This window comes from Chryseobacterium sp. T20, assembly GCF_047345655.1.
Lineage (GTDB): Bacteria > Bacteroidota > Bacteroidia > Flavobacteriales > Weeksellaceae > Chryseobacterium.
Window position 1 is genome coordinate 272,817 of sequence record NZ_JBLFDU010000002.1, and the last position, 21,414, is coordinate 294,230.

The window sequence follows — 21,414 nt, forward strand, 5'->3', positions numbered from 1 at the left end:
AAGTCCCGAAAGTTACGGAAATATTAAAACAGAATTAATGTAAAAAGAAAAAATCCTGATGATTATCAGGATTTTAATTTATTGTTTCACGATTTGAGTAACTTTCTGTGTGTTGTCACTTAAAATATATCGGATCATATATTTTCCGGGCTTTAATTTTTCAATATTAATCTCTCCGGAATTCATATTTACGGTATAACTAGCAACCTGCATACCCAAAATTGAATAAAAAGTCACGCTTTTGATTCTTAAAGAAGAATCTTTTGCCTTAATGATAAGGAAATCCTTTGCAGGATTTGGATAGGCAAGCAATACACCATCATCTGCTTTTTGAGTGATGGAATCCGGCTCTCTAAGCTGAGCTTTGAAATTGTTGGAAAATCCAACAAAAGTGCCTACAAATAGAAATAAAAGTAAAAGTTTTTTCATCAAATTTATAATTTCTCGAATATATATAACAAATGTAATAAATTCTACAATTTCGTACAATAGTTTTTTGCAGAACTTATATTAAATTTGTAGAAACTTATTCAAAAAGTATTCCAAAATGATACATTCAAGAAATAGAAGACTTAGAGTTAATGAATCTATCAGAAGTTTGGTAAGAGAAAATGTGCTTACAACTGATGATTTTGTAATGCCGATCTTCGTAATGGAGGGCGAAAACAAGCAGGAGGCAATCCCGTCTATGCCGGGAATTTTTAGGCGCAGTATAGATTTAACAGTGAAGGAATGTAAGGAATTATTTTCTTTGGGAGTAAAAGCTGTCAATTTGTACATGAAAGTGTCAGAACATCTGAAAGACAATACAGGAAAAGAAGCCTGGAACAAAGACGGATTGATGCAGAACACCATCAAAGCAATCAAAGATGCCGTTCCGGGAATGATTGTGATGCCGGATGTAGCCTTAGATCCTTATTCAATCTACGGACACGACGGAATCATTGAAAACGGAAAAGTTTTAAATGATGCTACCAATGATGCGCTGGCAAGAATGTCAGTATCTCATGCAGAAGCAGGAGCAGATCTTGTAGCACCAAGTGATATGATGGATGGCAGAGTAATGGTCATTCGTGAAGCTTTGGAAGAAAGCGGATTTACAGATGTAGGAATTGTAAGCTATGCTGCCAAATATGCAAGTTCTTTCTACGGTCCTTTCAGAAGTGCTTTAGACAGTGCTCCGAAAGATGATATGGAAATTCCGAAAGATAAAAAAACATATCAGATGGATTTCCACAACTCACGCGAAGCCGTGAATGAAGTATTTAAAGATATAGATGAAGGAGCAGATGTGATTATGATTAAACCGGGACTTCCTTACCTGGATATCGTTTCCAAAGTACGTGAAGCCATCGATCTTCCAATTGCAGTATACAATGTAAGCGGAGAATATGCAATGGTAAAAGCAGCTGCCCAAAACGGATGGCTGGATAATGACAAAACGATCATTGAAAGCTTGACCTGTTTCAAAAGAGCGGGAGCAGATATGATTTTCACTTATTTTGCAAAAGAAGCAGCTATTCTTTTAAATAAATAATGATTAAATTCATCCATATAAAAAAGAGACTACTCAATCGGTAGTCTCTTTTTATTTCTAATGAGGTGATGATAATTTTTTACAACCATCCTTTTTTCCCATAGACATACGTATCATCGAATTGTTTATCACTCATAAAAAGATAGAGAATTCCCTCAATAAAAGGAATAATTGAAGCTGCACCAAAGGTAACCACATTCAGAACCAGCTGAATAACTCCCTCCTTCGTATAGCCCAGATAAAATTTATTTAAAGCCAGCCACCCCACAAGAATTCCCAATATAGCTGCAGGGATTTTCTTTTCTGAACGGTAAGGAACACTGCTTTGCTGGTTGTGTACATTTTCTGTTTTTGTATACCCGTAATTTTCCATTTCTTAATATTTATAATTGATTGATATGTTTTACGATGAGTAGATTAAAATGATGAAAAGTTACAATAGGTTGTAAATGAATAAGTTTGCATTTAACGTAAACAAGTTGATATTAACCTGTAAGTGAAGTTTATATTTTTGATATATTTGCCCTATGATTTTACGAGGAGAAAACTTAATCAAGGAATACGGTCCTAAAAAAGTTGTAAAAGGCGTTTCTGTACAGGTTCAACAGGGAGAAATTGTTGGTTTGCTGGGTCCGAATGGAGCAGGGAAAACCACATCGTTTTATATGATTGTAGGGTTGGTTAAGCCTACTTCAGGAAAAATTTTCTTAGACAAACAGGAGATTACTACCGATGCCATGTACCGAAGAGCCCAAAAAGGAATCGGGTATCTGGCGCAGGAAGCTTCGGTTTTCAGAAAATTGTCTGTGGAAGAAAATATTATGGGAGTATTGCAGCTGACTAAGCTTTCTAAGCGTGAACAGCAGATCAAATGTGATGAACTGATTGAAGAGTTTTCTTTGCAGCATGTCCGTAAAAACAGAGGAGATCTTCTTTCCGGAGGGGAAAGACGTAGAACCGAAATTGCACGCTGTCTTGCAACAAGTCCGAATTTTATTCTTCTGGATGAGCCTTTCGCAGGGGTAGACCCGATTGCCGTGGAAGATATTCAAAAGATTGTAAGAAGTCTTGTAGATAAAAATATCGGAATTCTGATTACCGACCACAACGTACAGCAGACGTTAGCAATTACCAATAAAACCTATATCATGTTTGAAGGAAAGATTCTGAAAGAAGGACTTCCGGAAGATCTTGCCAATGACCCGCAGGTAAGAGAAGCTTATCTGGGTGAAAACTTCGTGTATCAAAGTATTTTAGATAAACCTAAAAAGAAGAAATATGCTTACAATATCTGGGCAGGTAACTTTGATTCAAAACCACAGCTGCAGGGATTTGTTAATGAAAATTTCAGTCAGTTTGATGATCTGAGACTGATGTATGATTTTAAAGATATAAGTTTTGCTTCATTAGCCAACCCTGAAATTAAACATATCTTTGATGATGTTATAGATAAGAATGTCAATAACTCATTTGTTTTCCAGAAAAAAGAAATCAATTCTCAATATTCTTTAGAACAGGCAGAAGCAGAATCTAAAGAAGCCAGCAGAAAAGAACTGCATTATCTTACTACTTATATGTATGAAGGGTAGGTAATTGGGTTTTCTGGAATTTCCAAATAGATATGAAACTGTAGAAATTGCTATATTTATTGCCATAACATAAGTTGGCAGTATGAAGTATTTTCTATTCTCTTTTTGTTGTGTCTTTTCAATAAAAGCAAATGCTCAGAAAGTTAATGCTGTAAAAGACCCGGTGATTAATCCGGTTTTAGCTGTTCAGGATAATCCCAGACTGGCATCTGATGTTTATTTGGTGAACGATAATACTATTATTTTTCAAGAAAATAGAACTATAAGAAAAGTAATCAAGGCTGATACAAAATCATTTTCGGTTTCTCAAAGAAGTGATCCGGGGTTCATGGCCAAAAATAAAGAGGGAATTTTTGTCAAAGGTAATTTTGTAAAAACAGATACATTAGGGTATCAATATATTGGATTCAGTAACGATGGTCCTTTCTGGCGGACTCAAAAAGTGATTTATAAAAATACAACGGAGCTTAAACATCTTAAAGCTTCAGAATTCATACCTCTTAAAGATTCTCAAGGAAACTATTCTCACAACGGATATTATCAATTTAATAACAAGGTATATTATTATGATAAAGTAACTCCTATAGATATTCATACGGTTGTGCTTCTGGAAAATGAACAGTGCTATGATGAAAAGGGAATCTATGAAAGAGGAGAAAAACTCCTTTTTGAAGGTGAACCGTTGCAGTACCTCAGCCCTCATTTCCATAAGATGAAGAATACTCTTGTGAAAAGCGGTAGTTTCAAATAACCCATTCCGGAAAGTGATGTGGACTCTTTTATTCAGTTGGGAACAATTTATTCCAAAGATAAAAACCATGTGTATTATAAAAATAGTATTTTTTCTGAGGCAGATCCATCATCGTTTATTGGTATTTCAGAGGGGCTTTCAAAAGACAAAGATCATGTGTATGAATATAATGATGTAGTAAAAGATGCTGATGTAGCTACGTTTGTTCATTTGGACGGTCCTTATTTTAAAGATAAAAATCACATTTATTGTGGCGGAAAAGTCCTTCCTATTGATATTTCAGACGCAGATCATTTGAAAATAGGGAATGGCCGTCATCAGGAAGCCTGGATTACTGATGGTAAAAAGGTTTTTATACATCATTCTTTGCTGGATGAAGCTCAATTGGATATTCCAAGCTTTGGGGTTATAGATAAGCAAATACTATATTATGATAAAAATGGAGTATATGAAAGAAACTATAATACCAACACCCGTACATATTCTTTAAAAAAAATTCCATTCCATTATTCTACTCCTCCTGATAACAGCAATGTTTTTATCAGTGATAAGATGGATGAATATATTTTCTATAAAGATCAGGCTTACAATAAAAATACTGGTCTTTTTGAAAACCTGACCCAGGGGCAGATTGATATGACAAAAAAAAGGGAAAAGGATCTGATAAAAATTAATGAGACGGTGCAGTTTAAAAATATTTATAGTATGTTTTTGGGACAAGCAAATGATAAGATTTACTGGAACAATGAAGAAACCTCTGCAGATTCTAAAACATTTGAAAAAATTAAAGGAACATACGGCTATTATAGAGATAAAAACAATGTATACCTGTATTCTTTTGGAGATGGGCTAATTCCTATTGAGGGGATAGATAGCGGTTCAGTAAGGTTATTTAATACCTTCCTTGCAGATAAAGATTATATATATACAAATAACCACAGGGTTATTAAAAGTGAAAAAGCAGAGCTTCTTGCCATATATGAAGGTTCATGGCCTATGTGTGGGGTGGGAAATCCGGTTTCGTCTACTTTGTATTTGTTTAAGAATATCGAAGGATACTGGCTGGCATTAATCTCGAATAAAAATGTAGAAGTAAATAACATAAAAGCTACAGATCCATCGCTTAAAAAATTTCTGGGAATCAAATAAATTTCAGATAAACAGGAAATGTAAGCTGAAAATAATAATAAAAACGTACCTTTTTCTTTTGAAAGCGGTACGTTTTTCATTTAAAATGATTTCTATGGCTAAACCTTTTAACAGAACCGTTACCTTATTCGGAATCTATAAACAACTTGTTCCATTTATCAGACCTTATCGTCCCATGATTTACGGAACACTGTTTCTTACTTTTCTGGGAGCTCTTGCTGCACAGGTGAACCCGATTGTTTTGAAATATACCGTAGATGAGGTGACTAAACTTACCCATCTTCCGCATCCGATGTCAGAGGGAATTCATATTCTCGTTATCATTTCCATTATTTTACTGGGAAAAGAACTGTTAAACATCTTTATCAACTTTGGACAGAAATTTTATGGAGAAAAAATCAGAATCAATGTGAGTTCTGTGCTGGCACAATCAGCCATTGATAAAATTCTGACTTATAGAGTTGCTTATTTTAATGATGAAAACCATGAGTCCGGAAAATTACAGATCAGGATCGATCGTGGGATAGAAAGTCTTACCAGATTGGTTCAGAACTTTTTTATTGATATCCTCCCTCTTTTTTCCAATGCCATTATTGCCCTCATCATTATGTATATGCAGAATGTATATGTGGGATTGGTTTCTACGATTATTGTTCCGATTTATTTCTACATCAGCTCCCTGCAGGCCAAAAAGCTGGGCGGAGTGAGACGTCAGCTTCGGAATCAAAGAGAAAGAAAAACATCAGGACTTTTGAACCTGATTAATTCAATTATGGTCATTAAAAGTTTTGTCCGCGAAAAATTTGAAGGAAAAAAGCAATACGACCTTCAGATGGAGTTGATGGAAAGTCAGATGATCACAAGGAGAACCAATTTTATTTATGATGGATTAAAGACTTTCATTGAACAATTTGGGGTTGTTTTGATTATCCTTTTAACCGTTTATCTGGTGCTTGATCAGCAAATGACCATTGGAGCAATCATGCTTCATATTATGCTTTTTAACAATGTTTCAGCGCCTATCAGACAGCTTCATAGGATTTATGATGATATGAACGATGCTATGATTTATGCCGAAGGATACTTCGATATTCTGAATGCAGATAATGAAACCGAATCAAACGGAAGTTTTGTAGAAAAAGAAATTAATGGAACTTTTGAATTGAAAAATGTTGATTTCACCTATCCTAACGGTACAAAAGCTTTACATAATGTTTCCATGAAAATTGAAAACGGAAAAACTACGGCTTTGGTAGGATTGAGTGGAGCAGGAAAATCAACGGTTATCAATCTTTTATGTAAATTTTATCTTCCGGATTCCGGAGAAATTCTTTTGGATGGAGTAAATCTGAATGAATTTGACAATACTTTTCTGAGAAGTGATCTTGGGCTGGTACTTCAGAGAAATCATATCTTTCAGGGAAGTATAGAAGATAATATCAGATATGGAGATATGAATGCCAGCTTTGAGGAAATTGAAGAAGCGGCAAAAAAAGCTTATCTGCATGAACAGATTATGGATCTTCCGGAAAAATATCAGCATGATGCTACCCAACTTTCAGGGGGACAACAACAAAGGATTGCCATTGCAAGACTGTTTCTTAAAAATCCTCCAATCATCTTTTTGGATGAACCGACAGCCAGCCTGGATGCTATTGCTACCGAGCAGATCAAGAACTCTTTGGATGCAATTAAAGAAGGAAGAACGGTGATCATTATTTCCCATTCCCTTTCACAGATTCTGGATTCAGATACCATTTATGTCATGAAAAAAGGAAGAGTGGTGGAAAACGGAACTCATGATGAGCTTTACAATAAAGAAGGAACGTACCGTGAGATTTTTGATGCCTCAGCCCGCAGCCTGAATCTCGATAAACTGGTAAATACTTTTAAAGAAAATTAAATAAAAAAACTCAGCGGGATAGGCTGAGTTTTTACATTTTTATCATGATTATTTACTGGGCTTTTTCAGGGACCTGATAAACTCCTACATCTGCTCCGAAAGCAATATTAATTCTGTTGTAGCTATTGATAGCAATCACGGCCATGGTTAAATCTACCATTTCAGTTTCAGAGAAGTGATGACTTACCTTTGAATACATTTCATCATTCACTTCTTTCCCGTTTAAAGCAGTTAAAGTCTCTGCCCATAAAAGTCCGGCCTTTTCTTTATCCGTATAAAATGAACATTCTCTCCAGGCACTTACCAGAAATATTCTCTGCTCCGTTTCACCTTTGGCTAGTAATTCTTTAGAGTGCATATCCAGGCAAAAAGCGCATCCGTTCATCTGTGAAACACGGAAGTACATCAGTTCCAGAAATGAATTGTCCAATGATGAGTTCTGTACCTGAAAACCCATGTTGTGAAGTGCATTTACAGCCTTGTTTCCGATCGCAAATGCGTTGATTCTTTGTGACATAATATTTGTTTTTGATTAATTATGTGACAAATGTAGAAGGTAATTTTCCTGATTTTTTTTACAAATGATAAATTTTAAAAGGAAAGAATTTTGAAGCGGGAGGATGGGAGTGGGGTGTTGGAGGTTACTATTGACTAGATTATAAATATCCAACCTTCAGTAACTTCCTTCTTCCAGCCTCCATCATCCATTCCCTTAAAGTTTTTGCGCTCTGATTCTGCTTAAAGAAACCTGAGTGATGCCAATATAATCTGCCATATCTCCAAGGCTGATGCGTTGGATAAGATCCGGTCTTTGCTTCAGGAAATTATGATAGCGCTTTTTTCCATCGTCTTCCAGCATCTCACTGATTCTTCCCATCATATTCACAGGAGCTTTGGAATAGAGTTTACTGAAAAGGGTTTCTGCAGTATGGTATTTTTTACATAATCCTTCAATCACATCTTTGTGTATACGAAGAACCTCAGTCGGTTCCAGAGCAACAATCATATATTTTGACGGCTGTCCCGTAAGAAAACCGCTCATTTCTGCGAAAAAAGCGTTTTCCGTAAAAAAGGTCATGATAAAATCTTTATCTCCATTATCAAAAAAAAGCTTTACCAATCCTTTTTCAATAAAATAAAAATACCTGCAGGTTTCATCTGCTTTTAACAGAAAATCTCCTTTTCTGTAAATTTTGGTTTCCAAGTGGGAAACAAGACCGTCTATGACTGCCTGTTCCGGTTGTAAAACTTTTTCAATAGACTGAACAAAATGAGTGTGAAGCATAAAAAAGCGACGGTTTGGTGAAAAATAAAATTAATAAAAAAAGCCTTCTTATTTCTCAAAAAAGAATTTTAGCTTTGTTACATCATGAACGATCACTATCTAAAAAAACTCGATAGGGTAACAGCTATTCTTACCCAATTACAGTCGAAACCTGTTGTGAGGGCACAAGATCTGGCTGAAAAATTCGATGTAAGCATCAGAACCATTTATCGTGATGTGAAAACCCTGGAAAATGCGGGTATTCCTATTGTTGGAGAAGCGGGAAATGGGTATTCTTTAATGGATGGTTACAAACTTCCTCCCATTATGTTTACCAAAGAAGAAGTGTTAAGTTTCATTACTGCTGAAAAACTGATGCAGAAATTTTCCCACCAAAGTCTGGGAAATCATTATCAGGCTGCGATGGAGAGAATGTACATATTTACGAGAATAATACCGACGCTACAAAACAATTAATAGCAGGTGAAGATGTTAAATTTACTTTAAATGTTTAGTAAAAAAAGCACCTTTGGGTGCTTTTTTTTATTTTAATGAGCATACATTTGTTCAAATTCAAATCTCTTTTCGAGGCCTGCTCTTCCTTTTGATTCACTTTGAACTCTTGTACCAGCCGGCATTCTACTTAATAGATCCTTCATTTCATTGTTTTGAGTTCCATCCTTCAACTCAACAAATTCTTTCATTGTTATTTTAGGATAGTTATTTAATTTTGGAGTAAAATTTATTTTTGAATCAACAGCTAATTCTACTTTTTCAGCTTTCCAAATATTAAAATTTTTGTTATCCTCCCTGATATCTAATATTATTCCGGGCAAACCAAAGAATTTAAAAGGTCCGGCAGAATATGGTAATTCTTTTGTAAAATAGGCCGTAAGCTCTGAACCTCTAAAATTAGTCGTTGCTTTTATGCAATTATATCCAAGAATTTTTTTTGTTTTACTTTCATCAATTTTCCAAATAGGTTTGGAGACATTATCATGAATAAAATATTTTGTATCTCTGTCAAGGCCAGTAAAGAAAAAATCTCTTGATTTTTCATTGTCTTTAAGCTTTGAAATAAAATAATTTTTAGTCAAAGGCCTACCACCTGTTTTGACCGCAGACATAGTGCCGTTGCTATTAAAGTTAACTATTGAATCCTGAACTGATATTACATCATTATCTTTTATGTATAGGTCTTCATATAAGGTCGCAATTGGTGATCTAACATGATAATATTTTACATGGACTTGCTGAGCAAGCCCATGTAAAAAAAACATTACGAAAAATATCGTAAAATAATTTTTTTTTAAAGTCATACAAATCTAATTTGCCGATAGACTAAATCCAGCTCTTACAAGATTCCACTTAACCATCGCTTGAAAAGCTTGGCAAGATGAAAGTGAGGGTGCATCTGTAACATACCATTGTGAACCCGTTACATTCCCTTCACTGTCATAAAATGTAACATTGACTCCGCAAAGATCAAAAGCTTTTTTAATTTCTTTAGCCTTCTCAGTTTTAATTGAAGAAATTTTAAAGTCTGCTGATTTAGCACTTACAAGTCCTGCAACTCCAAAAGCTGCTAATAAAATTACTTTTTTCATAAAATTCTGTGTTTTAATTAATTAACAATACAATTATATGATATTTTTTTTAATCACACTTACGGGAATCCATATTTACTAAAACTTTTTTATTATATAGAATGCAAGTCAAGTGAAACAGTGTTTTTGCTTCATAAAATTCTTTGATTTTATTGATTTGCTTTTCAATTGAACTTAAACTGTTAGGGTTAATGCCGTCATTTTTAAACCGTTCGGATACTTCTTGCTGAGTTAATCCTGCCTGTAAGTACTCTATAATTAATTTTTCTATATGATTCATACAGTAAAATTATATTGACATTTTGGGTACAAAAAAAAGTGACATTTAAACGGTCTTTAAATTGTCTTTAATTGAGTGATTTCTTCGATAGAAAATAGGCGGACATAGCAATTATTTTTTTTTACTTTTGGTTTCGCTAATTATGAAAAAAGAATTTTAGCTTTGTTCCATCATGAACGATCACTATCTAAAAAAACTCGATCGGGTAACGGCCATTCTTACCCAGTTACAGTCTAAATCAATTGTACGGGCTCAGGATCTGGCTGAAAAATTCGATGTAAGCATCAGAACCATTTATCGTGATGTGAAAACCCTGGAAAATGCGGGTATTCCTATTGTTGGAGAAGCGGGAAATGGGTATTCTTTAATGGATGGTTACAAACTTCCTCCCATTATGTTTACCAAAGAAGAAGTGTTAAGTTTCATTACTGCTGAAAAACTGATGCAGAAATTTTCCCACCAAAGTTTAGGAAATCACTATCAGGCAGCCATGGAAAAGGTTCGTTCAGTATTGAAATATTCTGATAAAAACCTGATTAAAAATATTGAAAAGCAGATTGATGTTTTCAGCTTTCATACAGATTCTGGAGATTCACTGAAAAACGTAATTCCTATTATTCTGGAAAGTATCGCGGAGAAAACCCAGCTCAATATCAAATATAAGACGGTAGATGGAAGAGTGAATAACAGAACGATTGAAACAGTCGGGATGTTTTTCGAATTTAATATCTGGTACATCATGGCATACTGTACCCTGAGAAAAGATTTCAGACAGTTTCGTATTGACAGAATTCTGGAAATCTCAAAAACACAGAATCCTTTCCTTCAGGAATATGGACAAGTGAATGATTACCGTAAAAAATCAAATGGAAATAAGGTTAAGGCTAAACTTCTGGTCGACAAAAAGATAATGAATCACCTGGTAAATTCTAAAAAATACTATGGACTGATAGAGGAAGTAGAAACCGAGCAAGGTATGGAGCTTACTTTTGAAACAGAATGGATCAGTGACGGATTTCCCCGCTGGCTGATCACTTTTGCAGATTATGCTACCGTTTTGGAACCGGAAAGTCTTCGTGTCCGTTTGAATGAACTGCTTGTAAAAATGGTTGAAAGACATCAATAATAAACCCCAACAAGACAGCTGTTGAGGTTTAAAGACTTAATTGAGGCAAATAAATGAAATGGTTAATAAGCCAAGGGTAAAATCGCAAAAAAGCTAAATTTGTTTAGTCGCAAAAAATGATATAAGTTGTTGAAATGGAGAAAATCACTGTTAGAAAATGACATTGCAGATGTATTTTTATGATTTCCGCCTTTTTGCAATTTTACCTCTTCACTTTTATTGAAATTAAAATCTCTCCCAGAAGAAAGGAGGCTCAATACCTAAAGCTCTCAGATAAACATAACCTTGTCCACGGTGATGAACTTCATTATCTACAAAATAAAGAATGTTCTGATATACCGGAAATTCGTATTGTCCGAATAAATTGAATGTCTCCTGGAAACGCTCTTCAGAAATCTGATTGAAATAATGGTTGATTACTTCTGTTTCTTCATCCCATTTTTTCAAAATTTCTTCTTTAGTTGTTGGATTAAAAGCTTCTTCACTGTAAGCTTCTATATTTCCTTCCACAATTCCTTTTAAAGCAGGCCCGCCAATGCTGATCAGTTCTACTGCCAGTTTTGCAAATGGTCTCATTCCGCCTACAGAAAATTCAAATAATTCTTTTTCAGGAAAAGATTCAATCACTCTTCTTGTAAGATTTCTGTGTCCCTGCCAGTCTTCTAATAGCTGTTCAGAAGTCATGAATTGTTTAGTGGCTGTTGCTGTAGTTGTCATAATGTATTTGTTTTGTTTGTTGTTGATACAAAGGTAAGAGAGGGTTATGACAACAGTTTGTCAGTAGGATTTCGGATAATAAAAAAATATTTTTTCTTTCTTAAAATATTGATCCCTACTTTTGCGTTAGAAGAAAAGTATATTAATAAAAAAATCGCCATTATTAGAATTATGAAGAAGTATATTTTGCCTGTTATTACTGCTTTTTTATTAGTATCATGCAATAAGATAGAAGAAAAAATAGATCAGACGGTTCAGAAAACAACTGAAACCGTACAGCAAAAGACACAACAGGTTGTAGAAGAAACAGTAAAGAAGACAGTCAATGAGTCTATCAATTCTTTGACCAATTCTGAGGATGTTAAGTTTAATACTGTTTTCCCAGGTACTGGAGCATCTATTGTTTCTGAAGAAAAAGGAAAGAAAATCAATATTCCCGGAAGACCTGAAGGATATATTTTTAAATATAAAGCTGATATTGCCGTATTGCTTCCGTTTTTAGAAAGCCAGCCTACTTCTGATGAAAGCAAATCAGATAAAACTGCCCGCAAGATCGATGGCCAGAATATCATTGATAAAATAAGTTTTATATCGAAATTTCTTCCTGACAATACTTTTGATACCCGTATTCTGGAAGATATTAAATCCGATAAAAATATTCAGTATTATAAACTGAAAAGATTTCCTACCAGTAGTACTATTATCTACAACCCAAAAAATCAGACCATCATACAATACGTAGAGGTAAATAAATAATTTGGATATGGCCGGTTTCTCCCGGCCATTTTTTATTCCCATTCATTTCCAGTCATTGCGAGCCATAGGCGAAGCAACCTCAATCCGTTGAAAACTACTTATCGGAACGAATAAATTCATGTTTATTTCTGATAATAACTAATTTATTTTTTTATACAAATTTGGTGTTATTGATTTATTTTTTTTCATGTTATTAATAAATCAATTTATGTTTTGTAGAACAATTGTTGTTTTTGTGAAATGGTATAATTTTCGCAAATATGAAATCAAATTGTTATTATATGTTTTGTTTTTATGTTTAATGTTGATTTTTTTATTAGATTTATTGAATAATTAACAATTGACATGAAAAATAGTTTATTTAATGGAAAAATCTATGCATTAGTATTAAGCGGAGCTGGTGCAATGGGATATGCTCAGGACAGCATAAAACAAAATAAAATAGATGAAGTGGTAGTTACCACGGGTAGAACCAAGCCCAGAACCATCATTACCTCAGCGATTCCTATTGATAATATTTCCGCCGTACAATTAAAATCCACAGGGCAGGTTACTTTTGATAAAGCTTTAACCTATGCCGTTCCCTCTTTCAATTCATCACAACAAACCGTTTCTGATGCAACAGCTCACTTTGATCCTGCAGATTTAAGAGGATTAGGACCTTCCAGAACATTAGTGTTGGTGAATGGTAAAAGAAAAAATCAAAGTGCTTTAATTTACGTAAATGATACCCCGGGAAAAGGTGAAGTAGGAACAGATCTGAAAAGTATTCCTTCAGCAGCCTTGCAAAACGTAGAGGTATTGAGGGATGGAGCATCTGCACAGTACGGATCTGATGCTATTGCAGGAGTTATTAATATTATTCTTAAGAACAGTGTTGGAAAAAGCACCGTCAATCTTTTTTCAGGTATTACTTCAAAAGGAGACGGTTTTAATATCGGAGCAGATTTTAATACAGGAATCAAAGTAGCAAAAACCGGAAGTCTGAATCTTACCTTCGGATTTTCCTCTCAAAATAAAACGAACCGCGCAGGTTCTGTTACAAAAGATGAACTTTTTGGTGTGGATAATGCCTGGACTCAGGCCAATCCCGGTTTAGGAATGATTATAGGGCAGCCGGAGACCAAAGTGGGCAATATGTTTGTCAATTTTGAGTTGCCAACAGGTGAAACGGGCAAATTTTATGCTTTTGGGGGGACAACCTACAGAAGTGGGACCAGCTTTGCTTTATATAGAACACCGTATTGGGTAACTTCAGATTTTGGTTTATTAACTCCAAAAGGACAGGCTTACAACGGATTTCAACCGGAATTTAAAACAGATGTTTACGATTATAATTTAACTTCCGGATGGAAAGGTATGTTTGGAAAATGGAATTTTGATGGGAGTGCAACCTTTGGTTCTAATGCCGTAGATTATGCTGTAGCAAATACCATTAATACTTCTTTAGGTGCAAATTCCCCAACTTATTTTAAAGCAGGTGGGCACCAGTTCAGTAATATTATAGGAAACGTAGATATCAGCCGGGATTTTGGTGCGCTTGTTTTAGGAGCCGGAGCTGAAGTGCGTAATGAAAATTATCAGGCAAGGGCAGGAGAAGAAGCGTCTTATATAGGAAGTGGTGCAGAATCATTTCCGGGACTGCAGCCTCAAAATGAAGTCAATAAAAACCGTCAGAATATCGGAGCTTATTTGAATGCGGAATGGGATGTTACAAAAAACTTATTAGTCGGAGGAACGGTGAGGTATGAAAATTTCAGTGATTTCGGAAATAATGTTTCCTGGAAGGGAAATGCAAGGTATAAGTTGCTAGATGATAAATTGGTTTTCCGTGGATCTGTTTCTACAGGATTCCGTGCCCCTTCATTACACCAGATTTATTATTCCAATGTTCAAACTAAAATTACAGGGAATACGGTAGCTAATCAGGGTACTTTTAATAACGACTCTCAAATTATAAGATCTGACCTTGGGGTACCTAAATTAAATGCTGAAAAAGCCTTTAACATTACAGGAGGATTTGCCTTAAAACCTTTTAAAAACCTTACTATTACAGCAGATTATTATAGAATAAAAATTAAAGACCGCGTACTTTTCTCAGGAGATATTGGGTACAAAACCGGTGCTCCGGGAAGTCCGGATCTGACAAACCCTGTGGAAGTAATATTAAACAATAATAAAATAACCTCCCTGAAGTTTTTCACCAATGCTGTAAATACAGTGACTGAAGGGGTAGATTTTGTAGCTAATTATTATACTTCCGCTATTGGCAAAGGAAAACTGGGAATTATTGCTGCTTTCAATTATAACGAAACTAAAATAGTAGATAATATTGCCGTTCCACCTATTTTGGCTCAAAATGGTTATTCAGAAAACTTTTTTGATCGAAAAGAACAATCCAGAATCATCTCTGCAAGACCAAAAACTAAAACGATTCTGAGTCTTTCGTATGACATTTCAAAGTTTAATTTTAACCTTAATAATACGTATTTTGGTTCGGTTACATGGCAGCATGCCACTGATCCAACCAAAGATCAGACATTCTCCGGTAAGGTAGTTACAGACATTGTTTTAACCTATAAAATTACGAACGACCTTAAAGTTTCCGGAGTTGTAAATAATTTATTTAATATTTACCCGGATGTAATAGACAGCAAAGGAGATGTGGTGACGGATCTTGGAGGAAGGTTCAGATATCCCTGGGAGGTTAATCAGTTTGGATTTAACGGAACCATTTTTCAGCTAAATGTTAATTATACTTTTTAATCTATACATAAAGGAATTGGAATTTGCCTGTCATGCTTTAACAATGAGAAAGCAATTTCAAAAGATATAAAACCAAACTATATGAAAATTACCTGACGTTAATGAATGTCAGGTAATTTTTTTTCAGATAGAATAGGACGTTATTACTACATTTTACTTTTTACATTGTATAAAAAAAGGTATTTTAGTACTATGAAAATTTATACAAAGACAGGAGATAAAGGTCAGACTGCATTATACGGTGGAACAAGAGTTTCCAAAGCCAGTGCAAGAGTAGACAGTTATGGAAATATAGACGAGTTGAATTCATTCATCGGGATTGCAAAAAGTCATATCGAAGATGAAGAAGTGTTGAGACAGTTGAAGAAAATCCAGTTTGATTTATTCACCGTAGGTTCAGAAGCGGCAACCCCTGTGGATAAGTTGATGTTGGCCAACGGAAAATCACGTCTTCCGATCATTATTTCAGAAACAGAAATTGAAGAACTGGAACAATGGATGGATGCTTTTGATGAAAAGCTGGAACCGCTTCAGTATTTTATCCTTCCAGGTGGAGGAAAATCGGCGACTTTTTTACACGCGGCAAGAACCATCTGCAGAAGAGCAGAACGTTCATTGGTATTTTTGAATGAATCGGAGGAAGTACGTCCTGAATTGATTAAATATTTAAACAGGCTTTCAGATTATCTTTTTGTATTGGCCAGATATATTTCAAAACTGAACAACGAACCGGAAGAATACTGGAATCCGAATGAGAGATAAAGCATTACTTTTCATCAACGGAGATGCTCCAAAATCATTACCCCATCCGGAAAACTATGGTTTGATTGCCTGTACAGACGGTGCTTTCCATTATTTGAAAAGAATGGGATTTCCTTTGGATAAGCTGGATTTTATATCCGGTGATTTTGATTCTCACTCCGGATCAGATGAAGATATGTATGAAGGCAAATTTATCCTTACGTTAGATCAGGAAAAAACAGATTTTCATAAAGCATTGGAAATTATTCAGGAAAGAGGTTTTTCAGAAGTTGATGTTTTTGGAGGAAGTGGAGGCGAACAGGATCATTTTCTGGGAAATCTTACCGTTGCTTATAGCTTTAAGGATAGAATGAATATTACATTTTATGATGAGTTTTCAGAGTATTATTTTATTCCCAATCATTTTACACTGAAAGGAGTGAAAAACAGAATGATCTCTCTTTATCCATTTCCATCAGTAAATAATATTACAACCAAAGGACTCAACTGGCCTTTAACCAATGAAAGTTTAAGCATTACTTCAAGAATAGGAACCCGGAATTTTGCTGTTGAAGATGAGGTTTCCGTGGAATACGAATCAGGAGATGTTTTGTTTTTTGTAGGGATGAAGGAGATAGAATATCCTGCAATCTATTAAAAGGATCTAATTATATATCAATAGAAACTGGCCTTACCCATTTAAAAAAGAGACTGTCATTAAACACAAATTACACCAATGTTTTTCACAAATGGCACGAATTTTTACATCAATAGAAACGGGCTTCAGCCCGTTTAATAAATATAAATACATCCATTGGCTTTAGCCAAAACTTATTAAAATATTGAATAAACTAATCAAAATATCAGTTTTTACCATTTCATTATGCTGTATTTTCTCATGCAAAACACAGCATTTTGAAACACCGGAATATGGGAAAAATGAAACTGAAAAAGTAATTCATATCAAGAAAGTAACCAATTTCCGTACGGTAGGAAATATCAAAAATGCAGATGGAAAAACCTTAAAAGAAGGAAAATTCTACAGAAGTGCCCATCTTCATAAGCTTAAAAAGAAATCTTTTGAAGATTTTGAAAAACTAGGAATCAAAGAAATTATTGATCTTAGAAATTCAAAAGAAATTGCTGAGAAACCTGATCAGCTGCCTTCAGAAACTGTTTATAAAAAATATTCAGCGTTTGAAGATGAAGGAGATCAATTAGCTCAGGCCAAGAAACTTGTTCTTAAAGGTAAAGTAAACGCTTCCGATGCAGATAAGAGGATGATCGATTTCTATCGTGAGTATGTGACAGAAAACCCGGAAACGATAAAAAAGATTATTACAGAAATTCTGGAATCCAAAGATCCGATTCTTTATCACTGTACCGCAGGAAAAGACAGAACCGGAATTACCACCGCATTAATTCTTACCATTCTGAAATTTGAAAAAGAGACTATTTACAACGAATACCTTTTATCCAATAATTACAGAAAAGACCTCGTTCAGAAGAGACTTCGTCTTGCCAATACCTTACATTTCCTTTATCCTAAAATGGATTTACAGGTGCTGGAAAAACTGAGCTGGGTAGAAAAAAGATATCTTGATGCGGCTTTTGAGGAGATTAATAAAAAGTATGGTTCTACAGATGTCTATATTCAGCAGGTATTGGGGATTTCAGACGCCAAAAGGAATGAATACATCCAAAAGTTTACGTATTGATTATCAGAGATAAATTTCTATAAGATTTAATATTGGGGGTTTATTTAAAATTATAATAATTTTAACACCTAAAAATGAAACTTTTTTAGCAATTTTGCATTTCTTAATTCACTTGTTTAGAAATGAAAATAAAGTACTCGGAACTTATTGATCAGACATTATATTTTCCTACGGAGGAATTTAATGTTTCTGAGAACAATTTGTTGTTTCACGATATTCCATTGATGGATGTGGTTGAACAATTTGGCACTCCGCTAAAGATTAGCTACCTGCCGAGAATTTCTCAAAATATTCAGAAAGCGAAAGGCTGGTTTAAAGAAGCTTTTGAGAAAACCGAATATAAAAAGAATTATACCTATTGCTATTGCACAAAATCCAGTCATTTCAATTTCGTATTGGAAGAAGCTCTGAAGAATGATATTTCGATAGAAACATCGTCTGCTTATGATATGGATATTGTAAAATCTCTTTACGAAAAAGAGAAGGTAGATAAAAACATTGAAGTAATCTGTAATGGTTTTAAAACGGATGATTATCTGACAAAGATTTCAGATATGATCAACAGCGGTTTTGAAAATATTACTCCGATTCTTGACAACTACAGAGAATTGGATAAACTTACGGAAAGCATCGATTCTACCTTTAATATCGGAATCAGAATTGCATCAGAGGAAGAACCGAAGTTCGAATTCTATACCTCAAGACTAGGAATCGGATATAAAGATATCATTCCTTACTATAGTCAGAAGATCGCTGAACACCCGAATGCAAGATTGAAAATGCTTCACTTCTTCATCAATACCGGGATTAAAGATACTTCTTATTATTGGAATGAATTGTACAAATGTCTTCGTGTATATGCACGTTTGAAGAAAATTGCTCCTGAAGTAGATTCATTGAACATCGGAGGTGGTTTCCCAATCAAAACTTCTTTGAACTTTGATTATGACTATCAGTATATGGTGGAAGAAATCGTTTCTCAGATCAAGAAATTCTGTGAAGAGGAAGGTGTAGAAGAACCTAATATTTATACTGAGTTCGGAAGCTTTACCGTAGGAGAAAGTGGAGCAAATCTTTATAAAATTATTTCTCAGAAACGTCAGAACGACAGAGAAAAATGGAATATGATTGATTCTTCTTTCATGACTACTCTTCCTGATACCTGGGCAATCTCAAGACACTTTATTATGCTTCCGCTTAACCGTTGGGAAGATACGTATGAGAGAGTGTTCTTAGGTGGACTGACTTGTGACTCAGATGATTATTATAACTCGGAACAGCATACCAACGCAATTTATTTACCGGTCTTCAGTGATACTAAACCTCTGTACATCGGATTTTTCCACACAGGAGCATATCAGGAAACGATCGGAGGATATGGTGGAGTACACCACTGTCTGATGCCTCAGCCAAGACACGTCCTGATCCAGAAAGATGAAAACGGTGAGTTGCAATACGAAATTTTCCGTGAAAAACAGGAACCTGAAGATATCTTGAAACTTCTTGGTTATAAATAAGAGTCATTGCGAAGAACGAAAGTGACAAAGCAATCTCATCTTAATCATCTTAACCACTGAATAAAACTTAATGTTTTAAAATTTAACCATTAAGTTTTTGATTAAGAGTTAAGCCAAGTTAAGAATCTTCACTTCGTTCAGATGACAAAGTACATACAAAACAAAAGCTCTCAGAATCTGAGAGCTTTTTTATTTAAAAATATTTTGAAACTTTATCAATTTCGAGATCTTCATAATCAGAAACCACAGTGTCTGCCAACGTGTAATCCTGATTTTTGGAATGTGGACTTCTGTATGCAGCACAGAAAATTTTTGCTCTGTGGGCTGCCAGAATTCCGTTGGTGGAATCCTCAATCACCATACAGTTTTCAACAGGTTCTCCTGCCATTTCTGCTGCCAGTAAGAAAACTTCAGGATGAGGTTTTGATTCTTTTAAATCGGCGCCGCTGATCTTTCCACTGAAATATTGCTCCAGTCCGAACTTTTCAAAAACCATATTGATGGTTACCATTGTTGCAGAAGAAGCAAGAATCAGTTTAACTCCACTTTCGTGATAATGCTCAATCAGTTTTCTTACTCCGGGAATTAAGTCAAACTCATCATCATTATAAAAATAATCTTTGAAATGAGATCTTTTGATTCCAGCAATGTCTTCATAAGTTTGATTTAAATTAAATTCATTAATCAAAGTTTCAGAGACTCTTTTGGTTGATGCTCCGGTAAAAGAGGTGTATAACTCTTCGGAAACGGCAATTTCCAATTCATCAAACGTTTTGAAATAAGCTTTTCTATGCAATGGTTCCGTATCTACAATTACACCATCCATATCGAAAAGTACAGCTTTTAAAGGCATATAATGAGTTTTGTACAAAAATAGCTATTTGAGTTGAGAGTGGAAAGGGAAGAGGTAACAGATAATAGGTTTTAGGTAGCAGATAATACACTACGAGTGGTAAATTCTGATGCTCATAAACTCTCCTACACTCTTACTCTCCAACTCATAAACTCTTCGTATCTTTGTGGTCAATATTTCAATTTTAAAACATTAAAATTTTTAAATAAAGCATGAGAACATACGCAGGAATTCCCGAGGAAAACGCAACGTTAGAGAATTCGAAAGTAATGTTGGTAACTGTTCCTTATGATGGAACTTCAACATGGGGTAAAGGAGCTGATAAAGGTCCGGAATTATTCTTAAACGCTTCTGAAAACATGGAGCTTTACGATATTGAAACTCAAACAGAACCTTATCTACAGGGAGTTTACTTAGCAGGAGAAGTTTCTGAAAATTCTTCACCGGAAGCAATGACAGAAGCCGTTTATCAGAAAACAAAAGAACTTTTGAACAATGATGGTAAATTATTTACTCTTTTTGGGGGAGAGCACTCTGTTTCTATCGGTTCTATCCGTGCGGTAGGAGAGAAGTTCGAAAACCTTACTGTTCTTCAGTTTGATGCTCACACAGACTTACGTCCTGAGTTCCACGGTTCTACTTCCAACCATGCTTGTGCAGTTTTTGAGGCTAATCAGAAGCATAACTTAGTACAGGTGGGAATCCGTTCTATGGATGTTGAAGAAGTTGAATATTTACCGGAAGGAAGAGTATTTTTCGCTCACGAAATCGCAAACAACGAAAACTGGATCAATGATGTATTGGAAAAAGTATCAGGAAATGTGTATATCACGATTGATTTAGATGCTTTCGATCCTTCTATTGCACCATCTACAGGAACTCCTGAGCCAGGTGGGTTACAATGGTATCCAACGCTGGAATTATTAAGAAAAGTATTTGAAAAATGTAATGTAGTAGCATTTGATATTGTAGAGTTAATGGATTCTCCAATGGCTAAGCCAACGGCTTTCCTTTCTGCTAAGCTATATTACAAAATGCTTGCTTACTACGATATTTATAACAACAACTAATATTCCGCAAGAATCGGATTTTTTCTGCCGTATATTCTTTGGAAATTTGTGAGGTAAAAACAATAATATG

Annotated in this window: 22 protein-coding genes and 1 pseudogene; 14 read left to right on the plus strand and 9 right to left on the minus strand. The window is 34.8% G+C overall.

All coding sequences use genetic code 11. From position 1 onward, the window contains the following. Positions 1 to 78: 78 nt before the first annotated feature. A complete protein-coding gene (locus tag ACMA47_RS06585) occupies positions 79 to 429 on the minus strand; it encodes a T9SS type A sorting domain-containing protein (RefSeq protein ID WP_413929156.1) in 351 nt (116 codons plus the stop codon). Between the two features lie 118 nt (positions 430 to 547). Here ACMA47_RS06585 and hemB point away from each other — a divergent pair, with 118 nt between their 5' ends. Beyond that, a complete protein-coding gene (gene hemB / locus ACMA47_RS06590; RefSeq protein WP_413929157.1) occupies positions 548 to 1,537 on the plus strand; it encodes a porphobilinogen synthase in 990 nt (329 codons plus the stop codon). A 79-nt stretch (positions 1,538 to 1,616) separates the two neighbouring features. On the opposite strand, the gene ACMA47_RS06595 is transcribed toward hemB, so the two are convergent. Then, positions 1,617 to 1,910, minus strand: a complete 294-nt coding sequence (locus ACMA47_RS06595; RefSeq protein WP_413929158.1) for a TM2 domain-containing protein — start codon at positions 1,908 to 1,910, stop codon at positions 1,617 to 1,619. A gap of 154 nt (positions 1,911 to 2,064) precedes the next feature. On the opposite strand from ACMA47_RS06595, the pseudogene lptB reads away from it, so the two are divergent. The 4 genes and pseudogenes from lptB to ACMA47_RS06615 form a co-directional block, all read left to right on the plus strand. Beyond that, positions 2,065 to 2,790, plus strand: a pseudogene (gene lptB, locus ACMA47_RS06600) (LPS export ABC transporter ATP-binding protein); the annotation flags it as partial. Between the two features lie 418 nt (positions 2,791 to 3,208). Beyond that, positions 3,209 to 3,877, plus strand: a complete 669-nt coding sequence (locus tag ACMA47_RS06605; RefSeq protein ID WP_413929159.1) for a hypothetical protein — start codon at positions 3,209 to 3,211, stop codon at positions 3,875 to 3,877. 18 nt (positions 3,878 to 3,895) lie between these two features. After that, positions 3,896 to 5,026, plus strand: a complete 1,131-nt coding sequence (locus ACMA47_RS06610) for a DKNYY domain-containing protein (protein ID WP_413929160.1) — start codon at positions 3,896 to 3,898, stop codon at positions 5,024 to 5,026. A 175-nt stretch (positions 5,027 to 5,201) separates the two neighbouring features. Then, on the plus strand, positions 5,202 to 6,929 hold the full coding sequence (locus ACMA47_RS06615) for an ABC transporter ATP-binding protein (protein ID WP_413929456.1): 1,728 nt from the start codon (positions 5,202 to 5,204) through the stop codon (positions 6,927 to 6,929). A 52-nt stretch (positions 6,930 to 6,981) separates the two neighbouring features. Here the strand turns inward: ACMA47_RS06615 and ACMA47_RS06620 are convergent, their stop codons facing one another. Beyond that, on the minus strand, positions 6,982 to 7,446 hold the full coding sequence (locus tag ACMA47_RS06620; protein WP_413929161.1) for a carboxymuconolactone decarboxylase family protein: 465 nt from the start codon (positions 7,444 to 7,446) through the stop codon (positions 6,982 to 6,984). 195 nt (positions 7,447 to 7,641) lie between these two features. Then, a complete protein-coding gene (locus ACMA47_RS06625; RefSeq protein WP_413929162.1) occupies positions 7,642 to 8,214 on the minus strand; it encodes a Crp/Fnr family transcriptional regulator in 573 nt (190 codons plus the stop codon). Positions 8,215 to 8,298: 84 nt separating this feature from the next. Here ACMA47_RS06625 and ACMA47_RS06630 point away from each other — a divergent pair, with 84 nt between their 5' ends. Beyond that, positions 8,299 to 8,670 carry a helix-turn-helix transcriptional regulator gene (locus ACMA47_RS06630; protein WP_413929163.1) on the plus strand — a complete coding sequence of 124 codons (372 nt, stop codon included), beginning with the start codon at positions 8,299 to 8,301 and terminating at the stop codon, positions 8,668 to 8,670. Positions 8,671 to 8,741: 71 nt separating this feature from the next. Here the strand turns inward: ACMA47_RS06630 and ACMA47_RS06635 are convergent, their stop codons facing one another. The 3 genes from ACMA47_RS06635 to ACMA47_RS06645 are packed head-to-tail and all read right to left on the minus strand — an operon-like array spanning position 8,742 to position 10,080. Beyond that, positions 8,742 to 9,512, minus strand: coding sequence for a GLPGLI family protein (locus ACMA47_RS06635; RefSeq protein ID WP_413929164.1), 771 nt, complete (start codon positions 9,510 to 9,512; stop codon positions 8,742 to 8,744). A 6-nt stretch (positions 9,513 to 9,518) separates the two neighbouring features. Then, entirely contained in the window at positions 9,519 to 9,800 is a 282-nt protein-coding gene (locus ACMA47_RS06640) for a hypothetical protein (RefSeq protein WP_413929165.1), read from the minus strand. Between the two features lie 49 nt (positions 9,801 to 9,849). Continuing rightward, positions 9,850 to 10,080 carry a hypothetical protein gene (locus ACMA47_RS06645; protein WP_413929166.1) on the minus strand — a complete coding sequence of 77 codons (231 nt, stop codon included), beginning with the start codon at positions 10,078 to 10,080 and terminating at the stop codon, positions 9,850 to 9,852. Between the two features lie 172 nt (positions 10,081 to 10,252). On the opposite strand from ACMA47_RS06645, the gene ACMA47_RS06650 reads away from it, so the two are divergent. Continuing rightward, a complete protein-coding gene (locus ACMA47_RS06650; RefSeq protein WP_413929167.1) occupies positions 10,253 to 11,206 on the plus strand; it encodes a helix-turn-helix transcriptional regulator in 954 nt (317 codons plus the stop codon). Positions 11,207 to 11,431: 225 nt separating this feature from the next. On the opposite strand, the gene ACMA47_RS06655 is transcribed toward ACMA47_RS06650, so the two are convergent. Next, positions 11,432 to 11,923 carry a DinB family protein gene (locus ACMA47_RS06655; RefSeq protein WP_079242893.1) on the minus strand — a complete coding sequence of 164 codons (492 nt, stop codon included), beginning with the start codon at positions 11,921 to 11,923 and terminating at the stop codon, positions 11,432 to 11,434. A gap of 171 nt (positions 11,924 to 12,094) precedes the next feature. On the opposite strand from ACMA47_RS06655, the gene ACMA47_RS06660 reads away from it, so the two are divergent. From ACMA47_RS06660 to ACMA47_RS06685, 6 genes are all read left to right on the plus strand, one after another. Beyond that, a complete protein-coding gene (locus ACMA47_RS06660) occupies positions 12,095 to 12,679 on the plus strand; it encodes a hypothetical protein (protein WP_413929168.1) in 585 nt (194 codons plus the stop codon). A gap of 345 nt (positions 12,680 to 13,024) precedes the next feature. Then, the gene (locus ACMA47_RS06665) at positions 13,025 to 15,445 is read left to right on the plus strand and encodes a TonB-dependent receptor plug domain-containing protein (protein ID WP_413929169.1); all 2,421 of its coding nucleotides are present in this window, start codon (positions 13,025 to 13,027) and stop codon (positions 15,443 to 15,445) included. A gap of 192 nt (positions 15,446 to 15,637) precedes the next feature. Then, a complete protein-coding gene (locus tag ACMA47_RS06670) occupies positions 15,638 to 16,207 on the plus strand; it encodes a cob(I)yrinic acid a,c-diamide adenosyltransferase (protein ID WP_034699206.1) in 570 nt (189 codons plus the stop codon). Beyond that, complete coding sequence (locus tag ACMA47_RS06675) at positions 16,197 to 16,844, plus strand: thiamine diphosphokinase (RefSeq protein ID WP_413929170.1); 648 nt, start codon at positions 16,197 to 16,199, stop codon at positions 16,842 to 16,844. Before ACMA47_RS06670 ends, ACMA47_RS06675 begins: the two co-directional genes overlap by 11 nt. 184 nt (positions 16,845 to 17,028) lie before the next feature. Further along, positions 17,029 to 17,904, plus strand: a complete 876-nt coding sequence (locus tag ACMA47_RS06680) for a tyrosine-protein phosphatase (protein ID WP_413929171.1) — start codon at positions 17,029 to 17,031, stop codon at positions 17,902 to 17,904. Positions 17,905 to 18,026: 122 nt separating this feature from the next. Further along, positions 18,027 to 19,421 carry a decarboxylase gene (locus ACMA47_RS06685; protein ID WP_034699213.1) on the plus strand — a complete coding sequence of 465 codons (1,395 nt, stop codon included), beginning with the start codon at positions 18,027 to 18,029 and terminating at the stop codon, positions 19,419 to 19,421. A 193-nt stretch (positions 19,422 to 19,614) separates the two neighbouring features. On the opposite strand, the gene ACMA47_RS06690 is transcribed toward ACMA47_RS06685, so the two are convergent. Further along, on the minus strand, positions 19,615 to 20,274 hold the full coding sequence (locus tag ACMA47_RS06690; protein ID WP_413929172.1) for an HAD family hydrolase: 660 nt from the start codon (positions 20,272 to 20,274) through the stop codon (positions 19,615 to 19,617). 212 nt (positions 20,275 to 20,486) lie between these two features. Here ACMA47_RS06690 and speB point away from each other — a divergent pair, with 212 nt between their 5' ends. Beyond that, a complete protein-coding gene (gene speB / locus ACMA47_RS06695) occupies positions 20,487 to 21,344 on the plus strand; it encodes an agmatinase (RefSeq protein ID WP_034699217.1) in 858 nt (285 codons plus the stop codon). Positions 21,345 to 21,414 lie beyond the last annotated feature (70 nt).

Bases quoted from the DNA above. Each gene is read 5' to 3' on its own strand.
- ACMA47_RS06585 (WP_413929156.1), bottom strand. From the start codon at position 429: ATGAAAAAACTTTTACTTTTATTTCTATTTGTAGGCACTTTTGTTGGA.
- hemB (WP_413929157.1), top strand. From the start codon at position 548: ATGATACATTCAAGAAATAGAAGACTTAGAGTTAATGAATCTATCAGA.
- ACMA47_RS06595 (WP_413929158.1), bottom strand. From the start codon at position 1,910: ATGGAAAATTACGGGTATACAAAAACAGAAAATGTACACAACCAGCAA.
- ACMA47_RS06605 (WP_413929159.1), top strand. From the start codon at position 3,209: ATGAAGTATTTTCTATTCTCTTTTTGTTGTGTCTTTTCAATAAAAGCA.
- ACMA47_RS06615 (WP_413929456.1), top strand. From the start codon at position 5,202: ATGATTTACGGAACACTGTTTCTTACTTTTCTGGGAGCTCTTGCTGCA.
- ACMA47_RS06620 (WP_413929161.1), bottom strand. From the start codon at position 7,446: ATGTCACAAAGAATCAACGCATTTGCGATCGGAAACAAGGCTGTAAAT.
- ACMA47_RS06625 (WP_413929162.1), bottom strand. From the start codon at position 8,214: ATGCTTCACACTCATTTTGTTCAGTCTATTGAAAAAGTTTTACAACCG.
- ACMA47_RS06630 (WP_413929163.1), top strand. From the start codon at position 8,299: ATGAACGATCACTATCTAAAAAAACTCGATAGGGTAACAGCTATTCTT.
- ACMA47_RS06635 (WP_413929164.1), bottom strand. From the start codon at position 9,512: ATGACTTTAAAAAAAAATTATTTTACGATATTTTTCGTAATGTTTTTT.
- ACMA47_RS06640 (WP_413929165.1), bottom strand. From the start codon at position 9,800: ATGAAAAAAGTAATTTTATTAGCAGCTTTTGGAGTTGCAGGACTTGTA.
- ACMA47_RS06645 (WP_413929166.1), bottom strand. From the start codon at position 10,080: ATGAATCATATAGAAAAATTAATTATAGAGTACTTACAGGCAGGATTA.
- ACMA47_RS06650 (WP_413929167.1), top strand. From the start codon at position 10,253: ATGAACGATCACTATCTAAAAAAACTCGATCGGGTAACGGCCATTCTT.
- ACMA47_RS06655 (WP_079242893.1), bottom strand. From the start codon at position 11,923: ATGACAACTACAGCAACAGCCACTAAACAATTCATGACTTCTGAACAG.
- ACMA47_RS06660 (WP_413929168.1), top strand. From the start codon at position 12,095: ATGAAGAAGTATATTTTGCCTGTTATTACTGCTTTTTTATTAGTATCA.
- ACMA47_RS06665 (WP_413929169.1), top strand. From the start codon at position 13,025: ATGAAAAATAGTTTATTTAATGGAAAAATCTATGCATTAGTATTAAGC.
- ACMA47_RS06670 (WP_034699206.1), top strand. From the start codon at position 15,638: ATGAAAATTTATACAAAGACAGGAGATAAAGGTCAGACTGCATTATAC.
- ACMA47_RS06675 (WP_413929170.1), top strand. From the start codon at position 16,197: ATGAGAGATAAAGCATTACTTTTCATCAACGGAGATGCTCCAAAATCA.
- ACMA47_RS06685 (WP_034699213.1), top strand. From the start codon at position 18,027: ATGAAAATAAAGTACTCGGAACTTATTGATCAGACATTATATTTTCCT.
- ACMA47_RS06690 (WP_413929172.1), bottom strand. From the start codon at position 20,274: ATGCCTTTAAAAGCTGTACTTTTCGATATGGATGGTGTAATTGTAGAT.
- speB (WP_034699217.1), top strand. From the start codon at position 20,487: ATGAGAACATACGCAGGAATTCCCGAGGAAAACGCAACGTTAGAGAAT.